Below are 19,643 nucleotides of genomic sequence, written 5' to 3' on the forward strand. Positions count from 1 at the left end.
TTCATGCCCGCGTCGGATGCGTCTGTCTGTGAGTTGGCCCAATAATCAAACGAGCTTGTGAGAGGAGATGTACCATGACATATCAATTTCTTTTACGGAATGAACCATTTGAGTTAGATCCACAATTCGAATCCGATTTATTTGAGGAAAAGAATGGAAACGAGCTCGAATTCGCAATAGGAAAAAAATGTAAGAATGATTGGTGTAGCCCAAATTACATCCAATGGGTGCAAAAGTCATTAAATCAACTTATAAAGACCGGAACAAAGCTTAGAGAAGATGGTTTTCACGACAGCCTCACACTTCGTGCGATTAAAAGTTTTCAAAAACAATATGGTTTAAAGCCCGATGGAGAGTTTGGCCCTATCACGGAAAAAACGCTCATTTCCAAGGGGGCGAGTCGACCCCCTGAGCTGAAGCAACTGCCATGTTCGCCTACGAAAGCGGAAACGCTCATCGAAAAACTTAATAAGTACAGAGGCAACATTCCTCTTCACATTCTATTAGGTTGGATCGAGATCGAATCGGGAAGACAAATTGGCAGAATTACTAATCTTTGTGAAAGAGGTTACTTCCAGATTTATCCCGGTGAAGCAAAAAACCGTGGAATAAAAAATCATCAACTGCTCAGCTATGATGAAGACCATTCGATTCAAAGCGGAGTGAAACTGATAAATTATTTTATTGCGAGAACGAACATTCTTGTTAAAAAATATGGGCTTCCAAATCATGGCGAAGTGTTTTGGAAAGTAGTGAAGCTACATCATTGGATACCTTCTGGTCCTGAAAAAATTCTTGCAGATATGCATACACACGGCGTTAAACCTTCGAGCTGGGCTGCTATCACAAGCTACGCTTTAGACCTAAAGAATCGAGGCAGACTTAAGAAAAAAATAAAACGTGACCCACAACAGGGTATCCACAACGCTGATGAAATGCTGAGAAAAGCTGGTGATTGGCTTAAAAAACTGGAAGCCAATAAATCTCTAAGCAAAGAAAGTGATAAGAGTGCTCCCGAACTTGGGTGGGAAGCATACTACGGTAACAGTGATGAGCAAGAGTTTGAGATACAAGATGCCCCGTCTGTACCCATGCTTTTAAACTGCAAAAAAACTTTGCTCGGTGATACCCTTTGCGTCAAGATCGGTCTTGGGATAAACATTGCGCCAAACAAAGTTGACAAAAAAACAGGTAAACCAACGCCAGACGCAAAGTTTTTCAAAATCCAACCAATGACCGGCATTTTTATCCCACAAGCTTATGTTCCCAAAAAAGAAGTGAATATTATTATTTATCTTCATGGACATAAAGGTGCGTATCCGGGAAACGCCGCCACAATTGATGATTATTGGAACGGTAGCAAGTTTCCCTTCTTTGCGTTACGCGAAGAGGTAAGCGCAAGTGAGCAAAATGTCATATTCGTCGCGCCTACACTTGGCCCACTTTCACAAGCAGGAAATCTGACAACTGCCAAAGGATTTGACAGCTTTTTATCTAAGATCTTAGCCGCATTGAACAAACACTTTGTAAGCAAGAGCTCACAGCAAGAAGTCAAAAATATTAGCAGGATAATTCTTGCCGCACATTCCGGTGGTGGAAGTCCGATGTTGCGGATAGCTGAATTGCAGGGAAGCTCGAACACGTTAAAAATATCGGAATGCTGGGGCTTCGATAGTATGTATGGGGAAGTAGAAAAGAGGTGGGCTGATTGGGCAATGTCTCATCGAAATGCAAAGCTCTTTATATATTATTACGACACAGCAAGCAGGTCGAAAATACTCGAAAAACTTAGCAAGGAGCGGAATCTTCAAAATGTTTGCGTGCATGGGTGGAAAAAAAAAGATTTTGCCGATTGGGTTAAAACACAACCACTCTTAAAAAAATCTAATGCAGGTCCACACTTCTGGGTTCCTATCATTTACCTTAAAGAACGAATTCAAAATACACCTTGTCGAGTAAAACAAGTTGCATCATTGTCACAATCTCCAGCTCGACAAAGAGAGGTTATATTAAGATTTCCTTCACACAGACGTATGACGATGCAAACCTCGAAGTCGCCTTTCCTTGTACATAATTACGAATTTAATCCCACAGCAAAATACCCACTAACGGAAGTGGAACTTTATAAGGGTAAAATCAAACTCGCCAGTGCAGGTTTACCTAAAAAAGGGAATTACGTTGTTATCAAGGAAGCTCCCGCAGTTTTTTTACCTGAGATTATCCGCAAGGCACGAGAAATAGCCCTCAAGGATAAGAAAAAAGATATTGCCATAAAACTGAATCCCGACACATGGTTCAGACAGTTCACACGCATTACCTTTTTAGGCCGACGGTTTAAGGATGGACAATACATTCATATCGAAATGGCGAAACTGTTGAAAACCATCGAAGGGGAATTTATTAAAATCTTAGGGAGCAGCAGTGCGGAAAAAACAGGCGATATATTGTTGAATAACAGTAAAGAAGGCATTTCGGGATCAAGAAAAACGTCCTCAACCGCTACATTCTCGATGCACATGTTTGGCTTGGCTGTTGATGTCAATTATCTTGGAAATCCTTACATCGAATCAGAAAATGACATCAACGCTCTCAACAATGTCTTAAAAAGTGCCGCCCTGTTGATGAATACAGAAGTATTGGCCTATAAAAAAGAAACAAGAGGAAAATTTAAAGACAGATTCGATTATGTTCAGGCGCTGGATACTGTCTTGGAGAATTATTTCAAATTATTAGACAGTCCAACTGAACTTTTGAAATACCTACGAGATTCACAATCGTCTGACTGGCGTAGATTAACTTTATCGGAAGCAAAAACAAAAATTCAGAGCAACCTAAATAACCTCGCAGGATTCCTTGCGCGTGGTAAATATAAAGGTTATTTCAAGAAAAATGCAATCCTGAATTTTGATAAACGTTTTGTCGTTGGCATGGAGGCCATGGGCTTGCATTGGGGCGGTCATTACGGCGATATGATGCACTTCGATATGCGACCAACAGGTGTCGGCTACTACATCGAAAAAGCACGTATCGCATACAGCAAAAATGTAAAAGAACAAGCTAGATATTTATTGAGAGAGAAAAAATACGGTGAATATACGCCTGACAAACATTTCCAAAATATCGGTCAACGTGTCGCGGCCCTTGGATAAAGTGGGAACCGACAGGTATATTGGATATAGCACAGGGCATAATTTTTACGTTTCGGTCACCAACAATGATCCAAGAATTGCCAAGTGGCTGAAGACTTGCGATGGCATTGTACGTCCGCGATTATTCAGAATATTTCTTACCGAAGGTGGTTGTCGCTTCCTGCCTGGATGACAAGCAACTCGGCCTGCAATTGCAGCTTGACACCACCAAAAAGCGCTGACATGGCGCGAGGAGATAATTTATGCAAACTTTAATCTATGAGCAAGACCGCCTGATGAATAGACATCGTGGCACCATGCCGGTGATCTTGACCTGCCCACATGATGGAACCGTAAAAATCCAGAGCTTTGATGTGCGAAAGTCGGAGAGCACGCCTGCAAGGATTGCTCAAGGCCTTTCAGTCCGATTTCTCGCCCGCGGACGCTAAGGGGAAGGAGAACACTTCAGTGGATGGGAGATTTTCCGTTCAACGCTACGGAAAAAGATGCATCAACTCTATTCAAATTGAGCTCGCCGACACGATCTGTCTCTGTCAGGACGGCGAAAGTGAAATTGAGTGTGAACGGAAACGCCTGCGCCTGATCGAGGATTTAGCGTTCGCGATCATCAACTTCGTGCGGCGCCATGCTCAGTTCTGAGAGGATAACGAAAAGCTTAATCGCTGTTTCACGGAGGTATTTCACTTTTTAATTGGACACCTTTTAACGTAACGGCAAGTTTGGAATCCCACTAAACGGGAATATCGGGTCGCGGACAAGATTTTGTAATGGAGGATTGTGATGGGTTGTCTTCTGCCTAAAACAGTACGCTAACTTACAGGAAAAATACGATGACGGCTATTTCTACCAAATCGAACGAGGGTGCCCTTGTTATCACGACGAATGACGGCCATCTTGATTCTGCGTCTGCTGTGCTTTTATTAAAGGCCACAAATCCGGAATATAACCAACCCGTGTTACATATCAAACAAGCAGGTGAACATGGAGGTGCTGCCTCCATTAGGATCGATGACCAAAATCCTGACATCGAGTTCGTCGAAACTGATCAAATAGCTCCTGCAGAAAAATATGAGATTGCCGTTCAGTCGGACAAGCTTCAGATCAACGGCCGCAACGCGAGTGATACCAGCTTCGAGACCATCGCCGTGTTTCAGCGACGGGCCGTGGGTGGCAATATCGGTTTAGGAACCACTAGCCAATTTGGAGCAGGGCAGGGTGTAATCGCGATTGCCAATGCTTCGGTCGCTCCGTCCGTGAATCCTGCTGATGGGGGAATCTTGCTTGTTGAGGACGGAGCGCTTATGTACCGGGGTTCGAAGGGAACGGTAACCAGGATCGCGCCCGCTTAGACGGTGATCGATTCGTGATGGGGTCTAGCATTTCCATCGCATGGATGGAATGCCGAAAGCAGTATGCAATGAATCACTGAAATCTTTCGAGCGAAATCTGTTCATGCTAAGCCATTTCGTAGAATTGAGAGGAGGAAAAAATGGGTGCAGATTACATTTGGCCGCTCAGCAGGAGCTCCATGCCCAATGCCATGAATACTTCATTCGGGCCACGCATCAATACTAATCGGTGGGATTTCCACGATGGCATAGACCTGCCGGCCGAGAAGGGCGCAAAGATTTATGCTATGCGCGAGGGAACAGTGCGCTTTGCCGGAAATAAAGGTCAGGATGGGTACAGTTCGCGCCACATTGTCCTCGAGGTCGACGACCCCAATGACGGGAAAATATATCTTGTCCACCTGCATCTCGACAGCATCAACGAGGATGTGACACCCAGTGCGAATGTCGTGCAGGGTCAGGAGCTCGGCACTGTCGGTGAGGATGATGCGACGTATCCACATTTACATATTGAGTTTCTGCAAGACACGCCTGATTCCAAGGCGCAAACTAGCCGTCACCCTTTGCGGTATCTCCCTTATTTTAACACGATGAATTTTACTGCACCGGTTATCGATCGCTTCAACCGGTTTGGGATGGGTATGACAACGCGACTCTTATTCGGCACCTCTAACAAATCAGAGGGCGATTTGCTCAGGGTCGAAGTGGACCTTCTGAGCGGTTCCCAGCTAATTAACACCCGAGTCGTTGATTTTCACGACAAGGCAACCATCAGCAAGAAGAGAGGAAACAGCGACACATTGATATTTACCAACGATATTGGGGTGGAAGGCTATCAGAAGTCCCGTATGAATGATCCAAAACATCCACGAACTGACCTTCGCTATGGCATTCTGGTGCGCAACTTACCCGACGAGTGCGATACTCTTATCGCCCGTGTTTGCGATGTTGGCGGCAATATGGTTATGAGTGCGCCCATTCCCGTTCCAAATCAGACCGCAACAGATGAGTTTGTTGATTTCGAAGATGGCGTCATGCCGCCCGCAGGCTGGAGACGCGTGAGAAGTACCACGGGGAGCGGCACGACGGTGACAAACGATGCCACCGCTGCTCACTCAGGTACGCGCGGCATGCTCTGCATCGATAACTCGACAACGGAGACCAACCCACAGCGCGCAGGTATCGAACTAACGTTGCCGACTGGTCGCTTTGAGTGGGTTGCCGAAGGCCGGTTTAAGCCAACAACGTTGGATTTGAAAGGGGATGAATCGATCCAGTTGCTTCGTTTTCATGATGGCGAGAACTTGAGCGTTGCGGCACGTATTATCTGTCACAAGGGAGGTTTGCTGTTAGCAGGAATCGTGGCAAATGACTCAAAGCTCGAAAACAGTTCGGCAATTATTAAACTCGATGAGTGGCGTCGATGGCGATTGCATCTGCTGCGGATTGGAACTCGCGAGAGTACCGCGGTGCTTTATCTGGACAATGATGGCGTACTAGAAGAGCGTGTCCGTCTTAACTGGGATTCGACAGTTAATGAGCCATCGATTCTGCGGGCTGGCATTGCTCGATCGCCGGCTGGAAAGAAAGCGATTGTACTGGTCGATGAGCTGCGGGTGAGCGAATCCGGCATCCCATAGCCATAGTGCAGCGTGGTGAAGTTTGGATAATGCAGTCTTTAACCTTAATACTCATTTCAAATGCTATGAAAATATCATACTTGCATAGGGACTACGCCAGCTTTTTGAAGGAACTACATTTCATGACTGAAATGGACAGTTCATCGGCTATTCCTAAGCAAATATTCTATTTTTTGAGATGGCACATCCATTCTAATTCCTTAAAGGGAGGTGCACCGTGATCATTGATTGCCACTGCCATGCTGGAACAGGCGATGGCTTGACTGGCCCCTGGGACACCAGGGCATCATTGCACGATTATCTGCGACGCGCATCAGCAGCAGGAATACACAAAACGGTACTGTTTGCCGCTTTTCATTCAAACTATGCCATAGCCAATGAAGAGGTGGCACGCATCGTAGCGAGTAATCCTAAGCGTTTTTTCGGCTTTGCTTTTGTTCATCCTGCACGTGATCGGGGACGTGTGCATGAACTGGTCAAGGTTGCCGTTGAGTGCTATGGTTTCGTGGGCATCAAAGTTCACCGCCATGATGCCCCCATTACACGCGAGATCTGTGCAACTGCGCGCATTTACAACTTGCCGGTGCTGTACGATGTAGCGGGTGAGGTATCTGTCTGCGAGCTACTTGCTCAAGAATATCCTGATGTTAACTTCATCATTCCGCATCTCGGCAGTTTTGCCGACGACTGGCGTGCTCAACTTGCTGTGATCGACCATCTGGTTCGCCATCCGAATATCTACGCTGATACCTCTGGCATACGGCGCTTTGATTTGCTGAAACAAGCCGTCAAACGGGCGGGAGCAAATAAACTCTTGTTTGGCTCCGACGGGCCGTGGCTGCATCCTGGAGTTGAACTGACCAAGATCAAGGCATTAGGACTGCCGCCATCCCAGGAAAACTTAATTTCAGGAGGAAATTTTCTAAATTTAATCAGCGTAGCTAAAAATGGCAAATCATTAATAGCGACAGGCAAGTTAGCTAATTCAGCGAAAATGATTACTGAAAACGCTCGGTTTTAGCTTATTGGTCATGTGAGATAGAGCATATTGTCCGTCTATCATGTCGCGTAAGTTGGTTATTTTCGTGAAATACGCTAAAAGTTTTCCTGCCGCTGCGCTGCCCGCCGCATCTGAAGTGCGCGGTCAGTAACGCCCAGACGCTGAGCGGCTTTTTGCAGGTTGCCGCTAGCTTCATCCACAGCAATTCGGATAGCAATGTTTTTACTTTCCCGACTGATGGTTTTGAGACTTACACCACGCGTCAAGGCGACGCGGATAGCACGCTCAAAGCCATCGTCGCACCATGTGCTCCAGCAATTAGTATGATTTGGTCGGTCTTCCGGAGGGATGCAGCCTACCGTGATTGCTCCTTGCCCGGCGTAACGGCAGAGCATACGTGCTACAACCTGTTTGAGATCACGTACGTTGCCAGGGTATTCGTGGCGCAGCAGGTATTCCTGTACCGGAGCATCCAGCTCAGGGGGGTCTTGATTGGGGAGGAATACCTTCAGGAAGTGATTGGCCAAGGGAAGAATGTCTTCAGGACGCTCCCGCAAAGGCGGCAAATGACAAATATAACTAGCGATACGGTAATAGAGATCAGCGCGGAATTCACCGCGTTGCACTTGTGCCCAAAGGTCGCGATTAGTGGCGCAAATCAAGCGGAAGGAAGTTCGCTGCCAAGCATTGCCACCGACGCGTTTGAAGGTATGTTCTTGTATAACCCGCAATAGCTGGGCTTGCAGTGTCAGAGGAAGTTCCCCTACTTCATCGAGAAATAGCGTGCCGCCGTTGGCGAGCGCGAACACCCCATCACGGGAAGACACCGCGCCAGTAAAAGCACCCCGCTCATGACCGAAGAACTCGCTGCCGGATAATTCCGGCACGATCGTGGTGCAATCCTGGATGACCAAATTGCCCTTGTTCGGACGGGGATCCAAGGCATGCACGAGATTTGCCAGCAATTCCTTACCGGTACCGCTTTCTCCAAGGATCAAAACCGAAGCATCGGTGAAATGGGCTACTTCCACCACTTGACGTAGAATCGTCTTCAGGACCTGGCTTTCTCCCACTAATACATTTTGCACTGCGGGTGAATATACCAAACGATGCACCGCCCCCCAGCGTTGGAGACGAGAAATGATCTCATGGATGAGGGTGTTATCTTGCGAGCTCACCAAGACGTCAGAAGCGCCTGCTTCCAATAGCTGCCAGACGGCATCACCCGGAATAGTCGTATGACAACAGGCAAGCACGGCTATCTGGCCATTACGGCTAAGTTCGCGTAATTGCTTGCAGATTTTTGGCGTAACCTCATTACTAAAAATCACTCCTGCAATACAGGAAAAACCATTATCATAGTCTTGAACTTCGATGTCCTGTTGATTCAATCGATCAACAATTTCACCTGCAGCTTGTTTCTGACAGCGACCCATCCAGCGAAACCAGACTTTGATAGTCATCTAATACCTCCAGTATTCAGTATTCTCGAAGAGGAAGAGCACGCTTAAATAAAGAGGAAAATAGAATTTGCCTAAACTAATAATTGAATTGGATCTTTCGAGTTAACGTCAGTGTGTCATTAATCTTACGAGGGTTTGTTCTGATTCGGTATCTCGCTCATCTCTTCTTTTTTGAGTAATGCTATAAATATTGATAATCACTCTATGTCATTAGCTTTATAGCCTCGTGATACTAATGAATAATAAATAGATGGGCAACCATACATTTGCATACAATTTCAATTTCTCATTGGCAGAAATATACAAAATCACCCATGTGATCGCTCAGAAGTACCTTCGCAATACGTTATAAACAAGCTAATTTCTCAGCTATTCTGGAAAGTTATGAAACATTTGACTATCTAATTGGATCAATCATCAATCAAGAAATGAATGATTACCACTGCTCGAATCTCGGCGATAAATTAACAGTTGATAATCTTTTTCAGTTTTTTAATACGCGTACCTTAAACAGATGTGCAGCCACTACAGTGAATCGCATTCTTACTGAAAAAGATTAGCGGAATAGCTCAAGTTTAGGGGTAGTCACAATAACTGATTATGTCACTGATTTAGTGTATAATTATTTTTGTCCGCATCCATTTCAAGTTAATTCTTAGGTACTTATTATATGTCACGCCCACTCCGTAATATCGCAATAATTGCTCACGTTGATCATGGCAAAACTACTATGGTAGACAAATTGCTGCATCAGGCAGGGACGTTTGCCGCGCATCAGACCATCGCCGAACGCGTCATGGATTCCAACGATATCGAACGTGAGCGTGGCATCACGATTTTTTCCAAGAATTGCGCAGTCGATTATGAGGGTGTGCATATCAATATCGTCGATACGCCTGGGCATGCCGATTTTGGCGGTGAAGTCGAGCGTGTGTTGTCCATGGTGGATGGGGTGTTGTTGCTAGTGGATGCCGTGGAAGGGCCGATGCCGCAGACACGTTTTGTCACCAAAAAAGCGTTGGCGCTGGGGCTACGGCCGATTGTCGTCATTAACAAAATCGATCGTCCTGGTGCGAGACCGGATTGGGTGATCAATCATACTTTTGATCTGTTTGATAAATTGAATGCAACGGAAGCGCAGCTGGATTTTCCAGTCGTGTATGCCTCCGCACTCAATGGCTTTGCCACGTTGGATCCGAAGCAAACCAGCCCGGATATGCGACCGTTGTTCGAAACCATTCTCAGGCATGTGCCTGAACCTTCTGGTAATCCTGACGAACCGCTGCAATTGCAAATCAATGCACTTGATTATTCCAGCTTTGTTGGGCGCATTGGCGTGGGTCGGATTACGCGCGGACGACTCAAGCCTGCTCAGGAGGTGATGGTTATGACCGGAGATCAAACCCCCAAGAAAGCGCGCGTCAACCAGGTATTTGGTTTCCGCGGCCTGGAACGTGTGCCGCTGAGTGAAGCATTAGCAGGCGATATCGTGTTAGTGAACGGAATTGAAGAGCTCAGCATCGGCACTACCCTGGCAGATGTCGATCATCCTGAAGCATTACCAATGCCGAAGGTAGATGAGCCAACCCTGTCCATGACTTTTCAGGTCAATACCTCTCCCTTTGCGGGCAAAGAAGGAAAATTTGTCACCAGCCGCCAGTTACGCGAGCGTCTGGAAAAAGAACTGCTCACCAATGTGGCGCTCAAGCTGGAAGAAACGGGTGAGACTGATTCTTTCCTAGTTTCCGGGCGTGGCGAATTGCATTTGACGATCTTATTGGAGAATATGCGGCGCGAGGGTTATGAATTAGCTGTTTCGCGCCCCCGAGTGGTGATTCGTGAAATTAATGGGGAAAAATGCGAACCTTTCGAAGTGCTCACGGTGGATGTCGATGAAGAAAATCAGGGTGCCGTGATGGAAGCGCTGGGGATGCGGCGTGGCGATTTGCTTGATATGGTATCGGATGGGCATGGCCGGGTCAGACTGGATTATCGTATCCCTGCACGGGGTCTGATTGGCTTCCAATCTGAATTCATGACCATGACGCGTGGTACCGGCATGATGAGTCATGTTTTCGATGAATACGCACCGATGCGCTCGGAAATTGCAGCACGCAGAAACGGGGTGCTGATTTCTGCCGAGTATGGCGAAGCAGTCGCCTATGCCCTTTGGAAACTGCAAGAGCGGGGACGCATGTTTGTCAGCCCGGGTGATCCGGTTTATGAAGGCATGGTGATCGGAATTCATAGCCGCGATAACGATCTGGTGGTTAATCCGATCAAGGGCAAGCAATTAACCAATATTCGTGCCTCCGGCCATGACGAAGCCGTGGTGCTGACACCACCGATCCAACTGACTTTGGAGTCTGCTATTGAATTTATTGCGGATGATGAATTGGCAGAAATTACGCCCAAAAGCATTCGGATACGTAAACGCTTTCTGCTGGAGCATGAACGTAAAAGAGCATCGCGCACGGCCGCATAAACTATCTTTTTCTGTCTTTACCTGCCGACATGAATGGACGCACATTGTGGTATATCGCTGATCCGATGTGCTCCTGGTGCTGGGGGTTTTCACCCGTCATTGAAGCAATCAGGCGTAATTATGGCGAGCGCCTGGCGATCAAGCTGGTAGTGGGCGGGCTGCGTGCCGGCACCACCGAACCGCTTGCACCCGGGAAACGTGCAGAGATACTGCAGCACTGGCATAACGTACAGCGTGTGACCGGACAACCCTTCATGTTTAAAGGTGCTCTGCCAGCGGGATTCATTTACGATACCGAACCCGCGTGCCGCGCTCTGGTCAGCGCTACGCTCATCGATTCATCGTATACCTTTCCGTTACTCGCTGCCATTCAACATGCTTTTTACGTTGAACAAGCCAATGTGACCCAACCCAAAGTGCTGATTCAACTCGCGACTGAGGTAGGTATCTCTGCCGAACCATTCTCGCAAGTGTTTGCGTCAGATGTTGCTAAGCAGACAACACAGGATCACTTTCACCAGGCTATTCAATGGGGAGTTCGAGGTTTTCCCACCGTTATCGGACAGGATATTACCGGCCTTCATTTGCTGACTAATGGCTATTGCACTATTCAAGCCATAAGTCAGCGCATCGATATCTGGTTAAATACGCCTAATAGTCATGGCTGATCATTTATTCCATTTCTAAATCAAAACTGACTTTGTCGGCTTCACCTTGCCGTATTATTTATACTGTCTGCGGCTCGCCTTCGCATCATTTTTGATTTGGAAATGGAATTAGTACCGAGGAGCACGTAAACACGCGTAAGGGGAGTAGAGAGTCTGCTCTCTGCTATACTATGTATTGATGGCCAGGTCTACAGATCTAGATTTTATGAACTGTATCACATGTTATTGAATATAGAACTGGCCTCTCTGTTGCATAACTTGCCGAGTTCCGATTGATTCAGGATTGCTGAAAAACTGGGGAGGTTTACCAATGATATTTGCTCATCGAGAAGGGTGCTTATTGCGAAGTTTGCTGATCACATTTCTACTATTATGTGGAATGTATTCTTCGTTAGCTCAGGCTGAAATCTGGAGTCGTACAGCAATAAGCGGAATGAAAGATGTTGCTGTCGCGCCTGACGGCATCATCTGGCTGACCGATAAGAACGGCGCAGTCTGGAAGTCGGATAATATCTACGCCTCCTCACTCACACAGATTGAGACAAGCGGTTTTAGCCGAATATCTGTTGGACCGGATGGTGTGGTATGGGCAGTTAAATCCAATGGGACATTGTGGAAATTTGCCACAGATAGCTGGAGCGAAACAGCAGCAAAGGAAATAGAAGATGTGGCTATTGCCCTCGATAGCAAAAAAGTTTGGGTAGTTAGAAAAAATGGCACCATATGGTTTAGTAGCGATCAAGGGCAGCGCTTCATGCAGATTGAGGGAAGTGATTTTAGTCGGATTTCTGTTAAATCTGAAAATATGGTATGGGCAGTTAAATCCGATGGTACCTTGTGGAATCTGGCCGCGGGAAATTGGAACAAAACAGCGGCAAACGGTATAGAAGATATTGCCATCGCACCAAACGGTTTGATCTGGTTCAGCGGAAAAGATGGAACGGTATCGAGCTCATCAGATGATGGCATTACTTTCATTCTATACGAAGAAGTCGGTGGTTTGAAAAATATCGATGCCAGGAACAGAGGCGCCTGGGTCGTCAGCTTCGATGGCACACTATGGCATAAATTCTTTTCTCCTCAGTTCTGATTCCATTTTTTAATTAAACCAGATACTGCTCTAGTCAGCCTTCTCGCAGCTTGCGTAGGGTGCAATAGCGAAGCGTATGTGCCCTGGTGTGTCCGGCATGGGCTAAAACTTGTTATCTGAAAGCAGATATGAGGTATGCATGTCCATAAAAAATGTATGCAATTAAATTATTGCTTGGGTTTTTGTTACCGCTTAGCATGGCTATAAAATTTGATTCAAAAAGAGCATTTATATCTTTTAGTAGCCGGAAGTTTAAACCTTGTCATGGCGGCGCAATATAGTTTCGCCTATTGCACTCTACAGCCGTACAGTCCTGTGAGCCGGACAGTGGAACAGACTGAAAAGAGAAAATAGAAATGCCAACTGTAAGGCCTTGTAAATGGGCCTGCCGATGAAGAAAAACACAACAGAGTTGAAAAAAACCATCACCTCCCTTGCGAAAAAGCACGGTACGCCGCTATTTTTGATTAGCGAGAGCCTACTCATCGAGCAGGTGAAGAAATTTCAGACGCTACTGCCAAGCGTTAATCCGTTCTATGCGGTAAAAGCGAACAGCCATCCCTTCGTGTTGAAGATACTTGCAGAGTACGGAATCGGTTTTGACGTTGCGTCGATGCAGGAGATGGAAGCGGTTCTCGATCTCGGCGTCAAACCCGATCGCATAATCTTTGCGAACACAGTCAAGCGGCCCGAGGCTTTGCAGTTTGCGGCCCAGCATGGTGTGCGGTTAATGACATTCGATTCAGAATACGAGCTCAACAAGATCGCGAAATATGCGCCGGGTGCGCACGTCTTGATAAGGATAAAGGTGCCGAATGTCGGCTCGCTCGTCGAGCTGTCCTTAAAATTCGGGGCCGAGCCGACCGATGCGATTCCTCTCCTTATCAAAGCCTTTCAAATGAAACTCAAACCGGTGGGAGTGAGTTTCCACGTTGGGTCGCAAAGTACCAACGAGGAGAACTATCTTGCATCCCTTGAAATGGCGTCAATGATATTCAATGAGGCTAAGCTTAAGCAGTTGCCCCTGGAAATTCTCGATATCGGTGGCGGCTTTCCGATCCGACACTTTGACCAGGACAAGGATATCTTCTCTCCCATGTCGATTCAAATAAAGAAGGAATTGAAACGCTTGTTCGGTCCGGATGTCCAAGTGATCGCTGAGCCAGGCCGGGCGTTCGTTGGGCCAGCATGCTATTTGGTTATGCAGGTGGTGGGCAAATCGATTCGTGGCAATAAGCATTGGTACTATCTTGACGATGGCGTGTATGGCTCACTGTCCGGCATCATCTTCGATCATGCGAAATACCAGTACCATACCTTTCGTAGAGGAGTCACGCAAATAACCACCCTTGCTGGACCTACCTGTGATTCACTGGACATCATATCAGTGAGCGAGGATATGCCAGAATTGGAGATCGGAGATCTTATCTATTGTGAAAACATTGGAGCCTATTCCTGGACGACAGCTACTAACTTCAACGGCATACCGCCAGCAGAAGTGGTTTTGATACCGTAGAGAGTAGAAGATAGCTTCGTGTAGCCAAGAATGTTAAATCTGGTCATAGCGGCGCAATACGGCTTCGCCTACTACGCCCTACGGCCCTTACCCCGATGTAGTCCGTAGCAAGAGCTACGGGCGAATTAAATCTAGAAGAGATTAACTTAATTCCTTAATGATATGCTTAGCCAAGTACTTTTTGATTTCACGATGACATGGTATAGGCTGAGAAACTTTTGTTTCTGGATTTTGATACCAATCATGCTTTCCACCATGGCGGATCAAAATACATCCCATTTCCTCCAGCCTTACGATCAAGTCTCTTCTCTTCACAACACGTTAAGTTCTGCATGGTGCCGGACTGCAGGAATATGACCATCTGTCAGCTCCTTATAAATATCTTTCAGGTTTTCCTTTAATTCCTCGAGCGATTCCCCTTGCGTCATATAATCAGGAAATTCATCAAGGTAACCTAACCACATCTCGCCGTCTTGCCAGTATGTAAAAGCCATTACAGTTTTATTCATTCATTTACCTTTTAAGTATCAAGTAAAGTGATTTGCTCTCGCAAAAATCAGCACCATAACCTTATGTCAACGTTTGCATCTCCAAAATAAAAGATTTAAATAAATCCAATAAAACCCTATCATAAACCTGTGAGCATTATGCATAAAATATGATTTTTTAAATGAGGCTTGCCTTCTTTATTCGAGAAAGCTTTGGGGAAAGCATTTAAATAGATCGAATTCCGCATTCGCGACCTGGCCCCGTTCTATTGTGAGCGGCACGATCGTGAGCCAAATACTCAAATGGGTTGAAAGGAAAGGGTAGAAATGTCAAATGTAAGGCCTGCCCCCGAAATAGCGCTATATCTCCTTTCATAAGCTACTTCTATTATTTCACTTATGAAGTAGAAATGGAATTACTTGGCATATCCGTACTGATTGACTGCTTTATTAACTAATTCATTTAATGGCAGCGATTCATCATTTTGGTTATAGGCTTCAGTTTTCTTAAAAAAATTTATTAATGCTTTCCGTAAAGCGATTACATGGTTAACACCTTCCTCAGCACCACTAATTTTTACAGATTCAATGGATTTCACTTCGCCAATGAACGATGGTTTTTCTATCAGTTTTATAACAAGTTGCAGCAGACGTCCATCCCTGTCGTAAGCGACATACTCACCATTTTTCACATCTATGGGTTCTAACCATATTTCAGCATTCGCCGCTGAGTTAAATATTGCGACATCGCCATGCTCGACGACAATAATAGGAGCCCTCATCAGAAGCGATCCCCAAATGAATTATCAGTAGTATCCCAAGGACGATGTCTTCCAATACCCTGACCTGGCCTTGTTTGACCAGTCACAGAATCTACGCCTCTTCGATGATAATGAGGAAAGCGCCCAATCGAATGGCCTGTTCTATTTCCAAAAGGTGCAACCCTAAAATTTTTTCCAATTGATAATTCCCAACCAAGTTGGTAACCTCGATATAGGCCAGCACCCGCAAGGCTTGCTCCCAAACCATGCCCGGCATAAGTCCCATTAGAATAGGCGCCGGAGCACTTGTCTACGACGTTATTAGTGTCCATCTGTTCGCGAATCCAATCTGTGAACCCAAGAGAAAGTGCATCCCCAAAACCTGCTGTTGCATCAACTACCCCTTGTGGCAGCGGATCGCCGATAGCCCAAAGACCATAAGGATCAGTTAAGTTAATTGGATTGTTCCCAACATAGGCGTAAGTGTTCAATCCACCTTCAAGCCCAACAGGATCAGACGTAATATAACGACCAGTGCTTGCGGCGTAATCTCTGGAATAGTTATAGTGAAGTCCCGTTTCCTGACATAATACTGCCCAGGGAAACGAAGGTTCACATGAGTGGCTATCCCATCGCCATCGGGGTCTTCATTGGGTGTAGTGCTGCCGAAGACATCACTATCCCATTGCCAGACGATAACACCACTGGTGTTTGTACCCACGCGCGGCGTGTTGAGATGATCAACATGCAGGTAGGTCAAAGCGGTATCCTTTTGAGCAATGGGAATATCTTCTGCCCAGATATAAATACGGATGAGGCTACCGGTTTCAGTGGTTTCAGCAATCAACTGGCCATTCAGGTCATAATGAAAAACCGTTGTGCCATCAGGTGTCACCATTGTGGTACGCAACCCATGCGTATTATAGGTAAACGTATGTCTCGGCATCTCGGGGGTCAGGCCTTACATTTGACATTTCTGTTCCCCCTTTTCAACCTGTTTGACCGCCTGGCTGATGGTCCGTCGCTTACACCAAAATGTTCACTTACTTGGGCCAACGTATAGTCCCAACGCCAGTGCGCTTGAAGCATGCCTTCGACGCGGGTCTTATATCGATCAGGAAAGTACGTGCCATGATCAGATACCTATATTTGAGCTGTCAATGCAGTGGTATGATGTGGAAATGCTTGTATCAGCTTTGCATCCATCGTATATAAAGTTGTACCCAGCTTCATAGCAAGGGCTACAAACTCGCAATCATAGGCTGAGCAGTCACTGTCACGCACGAGCGCTAGGACGCTATGAGAATCAACTTCAAACTCTAACCCCAGCAGAAGGTTTTCTGCTTCTGCCTGGATATCTCTGGCTTGTTCGTAACTTAAATAACGCCGCCGCATGTATCCAGCTAGAATATTGCGAAACTCGCTGCGCCACAGTACAGGAGCAGCCCATTCAGGCTCATGTTGAAGCAGCGTTTCTGCAAGATGTGTGAAGTCACCTGATAAGTAAAGGTAGGCCATGATGTTGGTGTCTACCACAATCATGGCCGTCCTTCGCGTTTGAGTGAATCAATATCCTGTGGCTGAAATTTATCCTTTGGCAGGCTGTTTCGAAGCGCTCTTGCTCGTGTCAAACGCTCTTCCACTGATATTCGCTCCGGGAGCAATACTGTTTCAAGGCATACAATCACTTCATTATTTAGGCTACGTCGGTGCGCTTCAGCCGATGCTTTGAGGCGCTTATATAATTCATCAGGAATATTCTTTAGTGTTAGTGTCGTGGGCATAATCATGATTAGAAACCGTTTAGGAACCATTATGGTTTTATATGATTTCTCTGTCAATTTTGTTGCGCCCTAATAGAATCAAGCTGCTTTTGACATCTTGCCCCTCCTTTATGTAGGCGATAACAATTGACTGCATTAGATTATGTAACAAGTTCAGGATCTGCGGAAAATCGGATTCAGGTTTTAAAACTCATGAGGTTTTTTCAAACTATCGATAAACATGCTTGGCCACATTTTTTGAAATAATTGATACTTTTTGCAAAAGTAATCGATTCTCATTATTTCGACTACGTGTCACTTTTGAATCAGCGTTATAATTGATCTTTTTCAGAAATAGATTAAGACACATGACCACCATAGTATCCGTACGACGGGGCAAACAAGTTGCATTGGGAGGCGATGGTCAGGTAACGCTCGGTACGGTCGTTGCCAAAGCCAGCGCGCGCAAGGTGCGTAGGCTTTATCATGGCAAGATTCTGGCAGGGTTTGCGGGTGGAACCGCGGATGCCTTTACCTTGTTTGAGCGTTTTGAAGGCAAGCTGGAAAAACATCAAGGCCATCTCATGCGCTCTGCGGTTGAACTCGCGAAGGATTGGCGCACCGACCGTATTTTACGGCGCCTTGAGGCAATGCTGGTGGTAGCGGATGGAGAGGCCACTCTGATCATCACTGGAGCGGGCGATGTGATTGAGCCAGAAATGAGCCTGGCTGCCATTGGCAGCGGTGGTGCCTATGCCCAGGCAGCGGCGCGGGCGTTGTTGGAAAATACCGATTTGCCTGCTAAGGAGATTATTGCCAAAGCACTGACCATTGCGGGTGATATCGATATTTATACCAATCAGGTTCACGTTATTGAGTCGCTCGATTAATTTGATTCACTCCTTCTGAGAAGCTATTACTATGTCACAAATGACCCCACAGGAAATTGTTCACGAACTGGACAAACATATCATCGGCCAAGTTAGCGCCAAGCGCGCCGTTGCGATTGCGCTCAGGAATCGCTGGCGCAGACAGCAAGTGGGTGATCCGCTACGACAGGAAATCACGCCCAAGAATATCCTAATGATTGGTCCCACCGGCGTCGGTAAAACAGAGATTGCGCGACGGTTGGCGAAGCTCGCAGATGCGCCGTTTATCAAGGTGGAAGCGACTAAGTTTACGGAGGTGGGTTATGTTGGACGCGATGTCGATTCCATTATTCGCGATTTAGTAGAATCCGCCATCAAGCAGGGACGTGAACGGGAAATCAGAAAAATGCGCCCGCTGGCGGAGGATCGTGCGGAAGAACGGATTCTCGATGTATTATTACCACCTGCGCGCGATCTCGATTTTCGAGCAGAGAGCGAGGAGAGCAGCGCAACCCGGCAAAAATTCCGCAAAAAAATGCGTGAAGGCGAACTGGATGACAAGGAAATAGAAATCGAGGTCGCTATCCCACAGGCGAGCATGGAAATCTTTGCACCGCCAGGAATGGAAGAGCTCACGTCACAGATTCAGGGTATGTTCCAGACCATCGGAGGTGGGAAAAAGAAAACGCGCAAACTCACGATACGCGAAGCCAAAAAAATCCTGATCGAAGAAGAAGCTGCACGGCTTATCAATGACGAAGAACTGAAGCTGCGTGCTGTGCAGAATGTCGAGCAGAATGGCATTGTGTTTCTTGATGAAATCGACAAGATCACCAGTCGCTCTGAAGCATCAGGTGCTGATGTGTCGCGGCAAGGGGTGCAACGTGACTTATTGCCGCTGGTTGAAGGGACCACGATTTCTACCAAGTATGGCATGATCAAAACTGATCACATCCTGTTCATTGCCAGCGGCGCATTCCATCTCTCCAAGCCTTCCGATCTGATTCCCGAATTGCAGGGGCGTTTTCCGATCAGGGTGGAATTGGGAAGTCTGAGCGCAGCCGATTTCGAACAGATTCTCACCAATACCGATGCTTGTCTGACCAGGCAATATCAGGCGCTTCTGAAAACAGAGGGGATCGAGATGAGTTTTGCCGAGGATGCCATCAAGCGATTGGCGGAAATTGCCTATTTTGTCAACGAGAAAACCGAGAATATCGGGGCCAGAAGACTGCATACAGTCATGGAGAAGCTGCTGGAAGAAATCTCTTTCAATGCGAGCAAGCGCAGCGGCGAGTCGATCGTCATCGATGCGGTTTATGTTGATTCGCGTCTCAAAGAACTCTCTCAAAGTGAGGATTTGGCCAGATATGTACTTTAGAAACCTCCAATAGAAAGAGGA

The 19,643-nt window shown here is 46.5% G+C and carries 18 protein-coding genes; 11 read left to right on the plus strand and 7 right to left on the minus strand.

Translation table 11 applies throughout. The features are described 5' to 3' along the window. Positions 1-74 precede the first annotated feature (74 nt). The 5 genes from BM122_RS03475 to BM122_RS03500 all read left to right on the plus strand — a co-directional run bounded on the left by BM122_RS03475 (position 75) and on the right by BM122_RS03500 (position 7,159). Entirely contained in the window at positions 75-3,149 is a 3,075-nt protein-coding gene (locus BM122_RS03475) for a peptidoglycan-binding protein (protein ID WP_074903689.1), read from the plus strand. Between the two features lie 447 nt (positions 3,150-3,596). Further along, a complete protein-coding gene (locus BM122_RS03485; protein ID WP_074903692.1) occupies positions 3,597-3,788 on the plus strand; it encodes a hypothetical protein in 192 nt (63 codons plus the stop codon). A 191-nt stretch (positions 3,789-3,979) separates the two neighbouring features. After that, positions 3,980-4,498 carry a hypothetical protein gene (locus BM122_RS03490; protein ID WP_074903694.1) on the plus strand — a complete coding sequence of 173 codons (519 nt, stop codon included), beginning with the start codon at positions 3,980-3,982 and terminating at the stop codon, positions 4,496-4,498. Between the two features lie 140 nt (positions 4,499-4,638). Further along, on the plus strand, positions 4,639-6,138 hold the full coding sequence (locus BM122_RS03495; RefSeq protein ID WP_074903695.1) for a M23 family metallopeptidase: 1,500 nt from the start codon (positions 4,639-4,641) through the stop codon (positions 6,136-6,138). Positions 6,139-6,355: 217 nt separating this feature from the next. Continuing rightward, complete coding sequence (locus tag BM122_RS03500) at positions 6,356-7,159, plus strand: amidohydrolase family protein (protein WP_074903697.1); 804 nt, start codon at positions 6,356-6,358, stop codon at positions 7,157-7,159. 74 nt (positions 7,160-7,233) lie between these two features. Here the strand turns inward: BM122_RS03500 and BM122_RS03505 are convergent, their stop codons facing one another. After that, on the minus strand, positions 7,234-8,601 hold the full coding sequence (locus BM122_RS03505) for a sigma 54-interacting transcriptional regulator (RefSeq protein WP_218151976.1): 1,368 nt from the start codon (positions 8,599-8,601) through the stop codon (positions 7,234-7,236). 670 nt (positions 8,602-9,271) lie between these two features. Here BM122_RS03505 and typA point away from each other — a divergent pair. From typA to BM122_RS03525, 4 genes are all read left to right on the plus strand, one after another. After that, positions 9,272-11,086 (plus strand): translational GTPase TypA, encoded by a 1,815-nt coding sequence (typA, locus tag BM122_RS03510; RefSeq protein ID WP_074903699.1) that lies wholly within the window; start codon positions 9,272-9,274, stop codon positions 11,084-11,086. A gap of 29 nt (positions 11,087-11,115) precedes the next feature. Beyond that, the gene (locus BM122_RS03515) at positions 11,116-11,754 is read left to right on the plus strand and encodes a DsbA family protein (RefSeq protein ID WP_074903701.1); all 639 of its coding nucleotides are present in this window, start codon (positions 11,116-11,118) and stop codon (positions 11,752-11,754) included. 310 nt (positions 11,755-12,064) lie between these two features. Then, complete coding sequence (locus BM122_RS03520; RefSeq protein ID WP_074903703.1) at positions 12,065-12,844, plus strand: tectonin domain-containing protein; 780 nt, start codon at positions 12,065-12,067, stop codon at positions 12,842-12,844. 379 nt (positions 12,845-13,223) lie between these two features. Then, a complete protein-coding gene (locus BM122_RS03525; RefSeq protein ID WP_083398314.1) occupies positions 13,224-14,360 on the plus strand; it encodes a type III PLP-dependent enzyme in 1,137 nt (378 codons plus the stop codon). Between the two features lie 141 nt (positions 14,361-14,501). Here the strand turns inward: BM122_RS03525 and BM122_RS25815 are convergent, their stop codons facing one another. The 6 genes from BM122_RS25815 to BM122_RS03560 form a co-directional block, all read right to left on the minus strand. Next, on the minus strand, positions 14,502-14,675 hold the full coding sequence (locus BM122_RS25815) for a type II toxin-antitoxin system HicA family toxin (RefSeq protein WP_074903705.1): 174 nt from the start codon (positions 14,673-14,675) through the stop codon (positions 14,502-14,504). Continuing rightward, positions 14,672-14,869, minus strand: coding sequence for a type II toxin-antitoxin system HicB family antitoxin (locus tag BM122_RS03535; RefSeq protein WP_074903707.1), 198 nt, complete (start codon positions 14,867-14,869; stop codon positions 14,672-14,674). The genes BM122_RS25815 and BM122_RS03535 overlap by 4 nt, the downstream gene beginning before the upstream one ends. Positions 14,870-15,264: 395 nt before the next feature. Beyond that, positions 15,265-15,630 carry a hypothetical protein gene (locus BM122_RS03540; protein ID WP_074903709.1) on the minus strand — a complete coding sequence of 122 codons (366 nt, stop codon included), beginning with the start codon at positions 15,628-15,630 and terminating at the stop codon, positions 15,265-15,267. Further along, positions 15,630-16,100, minus strand: a complete 471-nt coding sequence (locus BM122_RS23965) for an RHS repeat-associated core domain-containing protein (RefSeq protein WP_074903711.1) — start codon at positions 16,098-16,100, stop codon at positions 15,630-15,632. The genes BM122_RS03540 and BM122_RS23965 overlap by 1 nt, the downstream gene beginning before the upstream one ends. 652 nt (positions 16,101-16,752) lie before the next feature. After that, positions 16,753-17,151: a type II toxin-antitoxin system VapC family toxin gene (locus BM122_RS03555; RefSeq protein ID WP_074903716.1), complete on the minus strand. Its 399-nt coding sequence runs from the start codon at positions 17,149-17,151 to the stop codon at positions 16,753-16,755. Further along, positions 17,148-17,393 carry a FitA-like ribbon-helix-helix domain-containing protein gene (locus tag BM122_RS03560; protein ID WP_074903833.1) on the minus strand — a complete coding sequence of 82 codons (246 nt, stop codon included), beginning with the start codon at positions 17,391-17,393 and terminating at the stop codon, positions 17,148-17,150. Before BM122_RS03560 ends, BM122_RS03555 begins: the two co-directional genes overlap by 4 nt. 347 nt (positions 17,394-17,740) lie before the next feature. Between BM122_RS03560 and hslV the strand changes: the two genes are divergently transcribed. Together hslV and hslU are read left to right on the plus strand one after the other, a co-directional pair. After that, positions 17,741-18,262: an ATP-dependent protease subunit HslV gene (hslV, locus tag BM122_RS03565; RefSeq protein ID WP_074903718.1), complete on the plus strand. Its 522-nt coding sequence runs from the start codon at positions 17,741-17,743 to the stop codon at positions 18,260-18,262. A 31-nt stretch (positions 18,263-18,293) separates the two neighbouring features. Then, positions 18,294-19,622 carry an ATP-dependent protease ATPase subunit HslU gene (gene hslU / locus BM122_RS03570; protein ID WP_074903720.1) on the plus strand — a complete coding sequence of 443 codons (1,329 nt, stop codon included), beginning with the start codon at positions 18,294-18,296 and terminating at the stop codon, positions 19,620-19,622. Positions 19,623-19,643 lie beyond the last annotated feature (21 nt).

The sequence above is a fragment of the Nitrosomonas communis genome, assembly GCF_900114745.1.
Classification (GTDB): domain Bacteria; phylum Pseudomonadota; class Gammaproteobacteria; order Burkholderiales; family Nitrosomonadaceae; genus Nitrosomonas; species Nitrosomonas communis_A.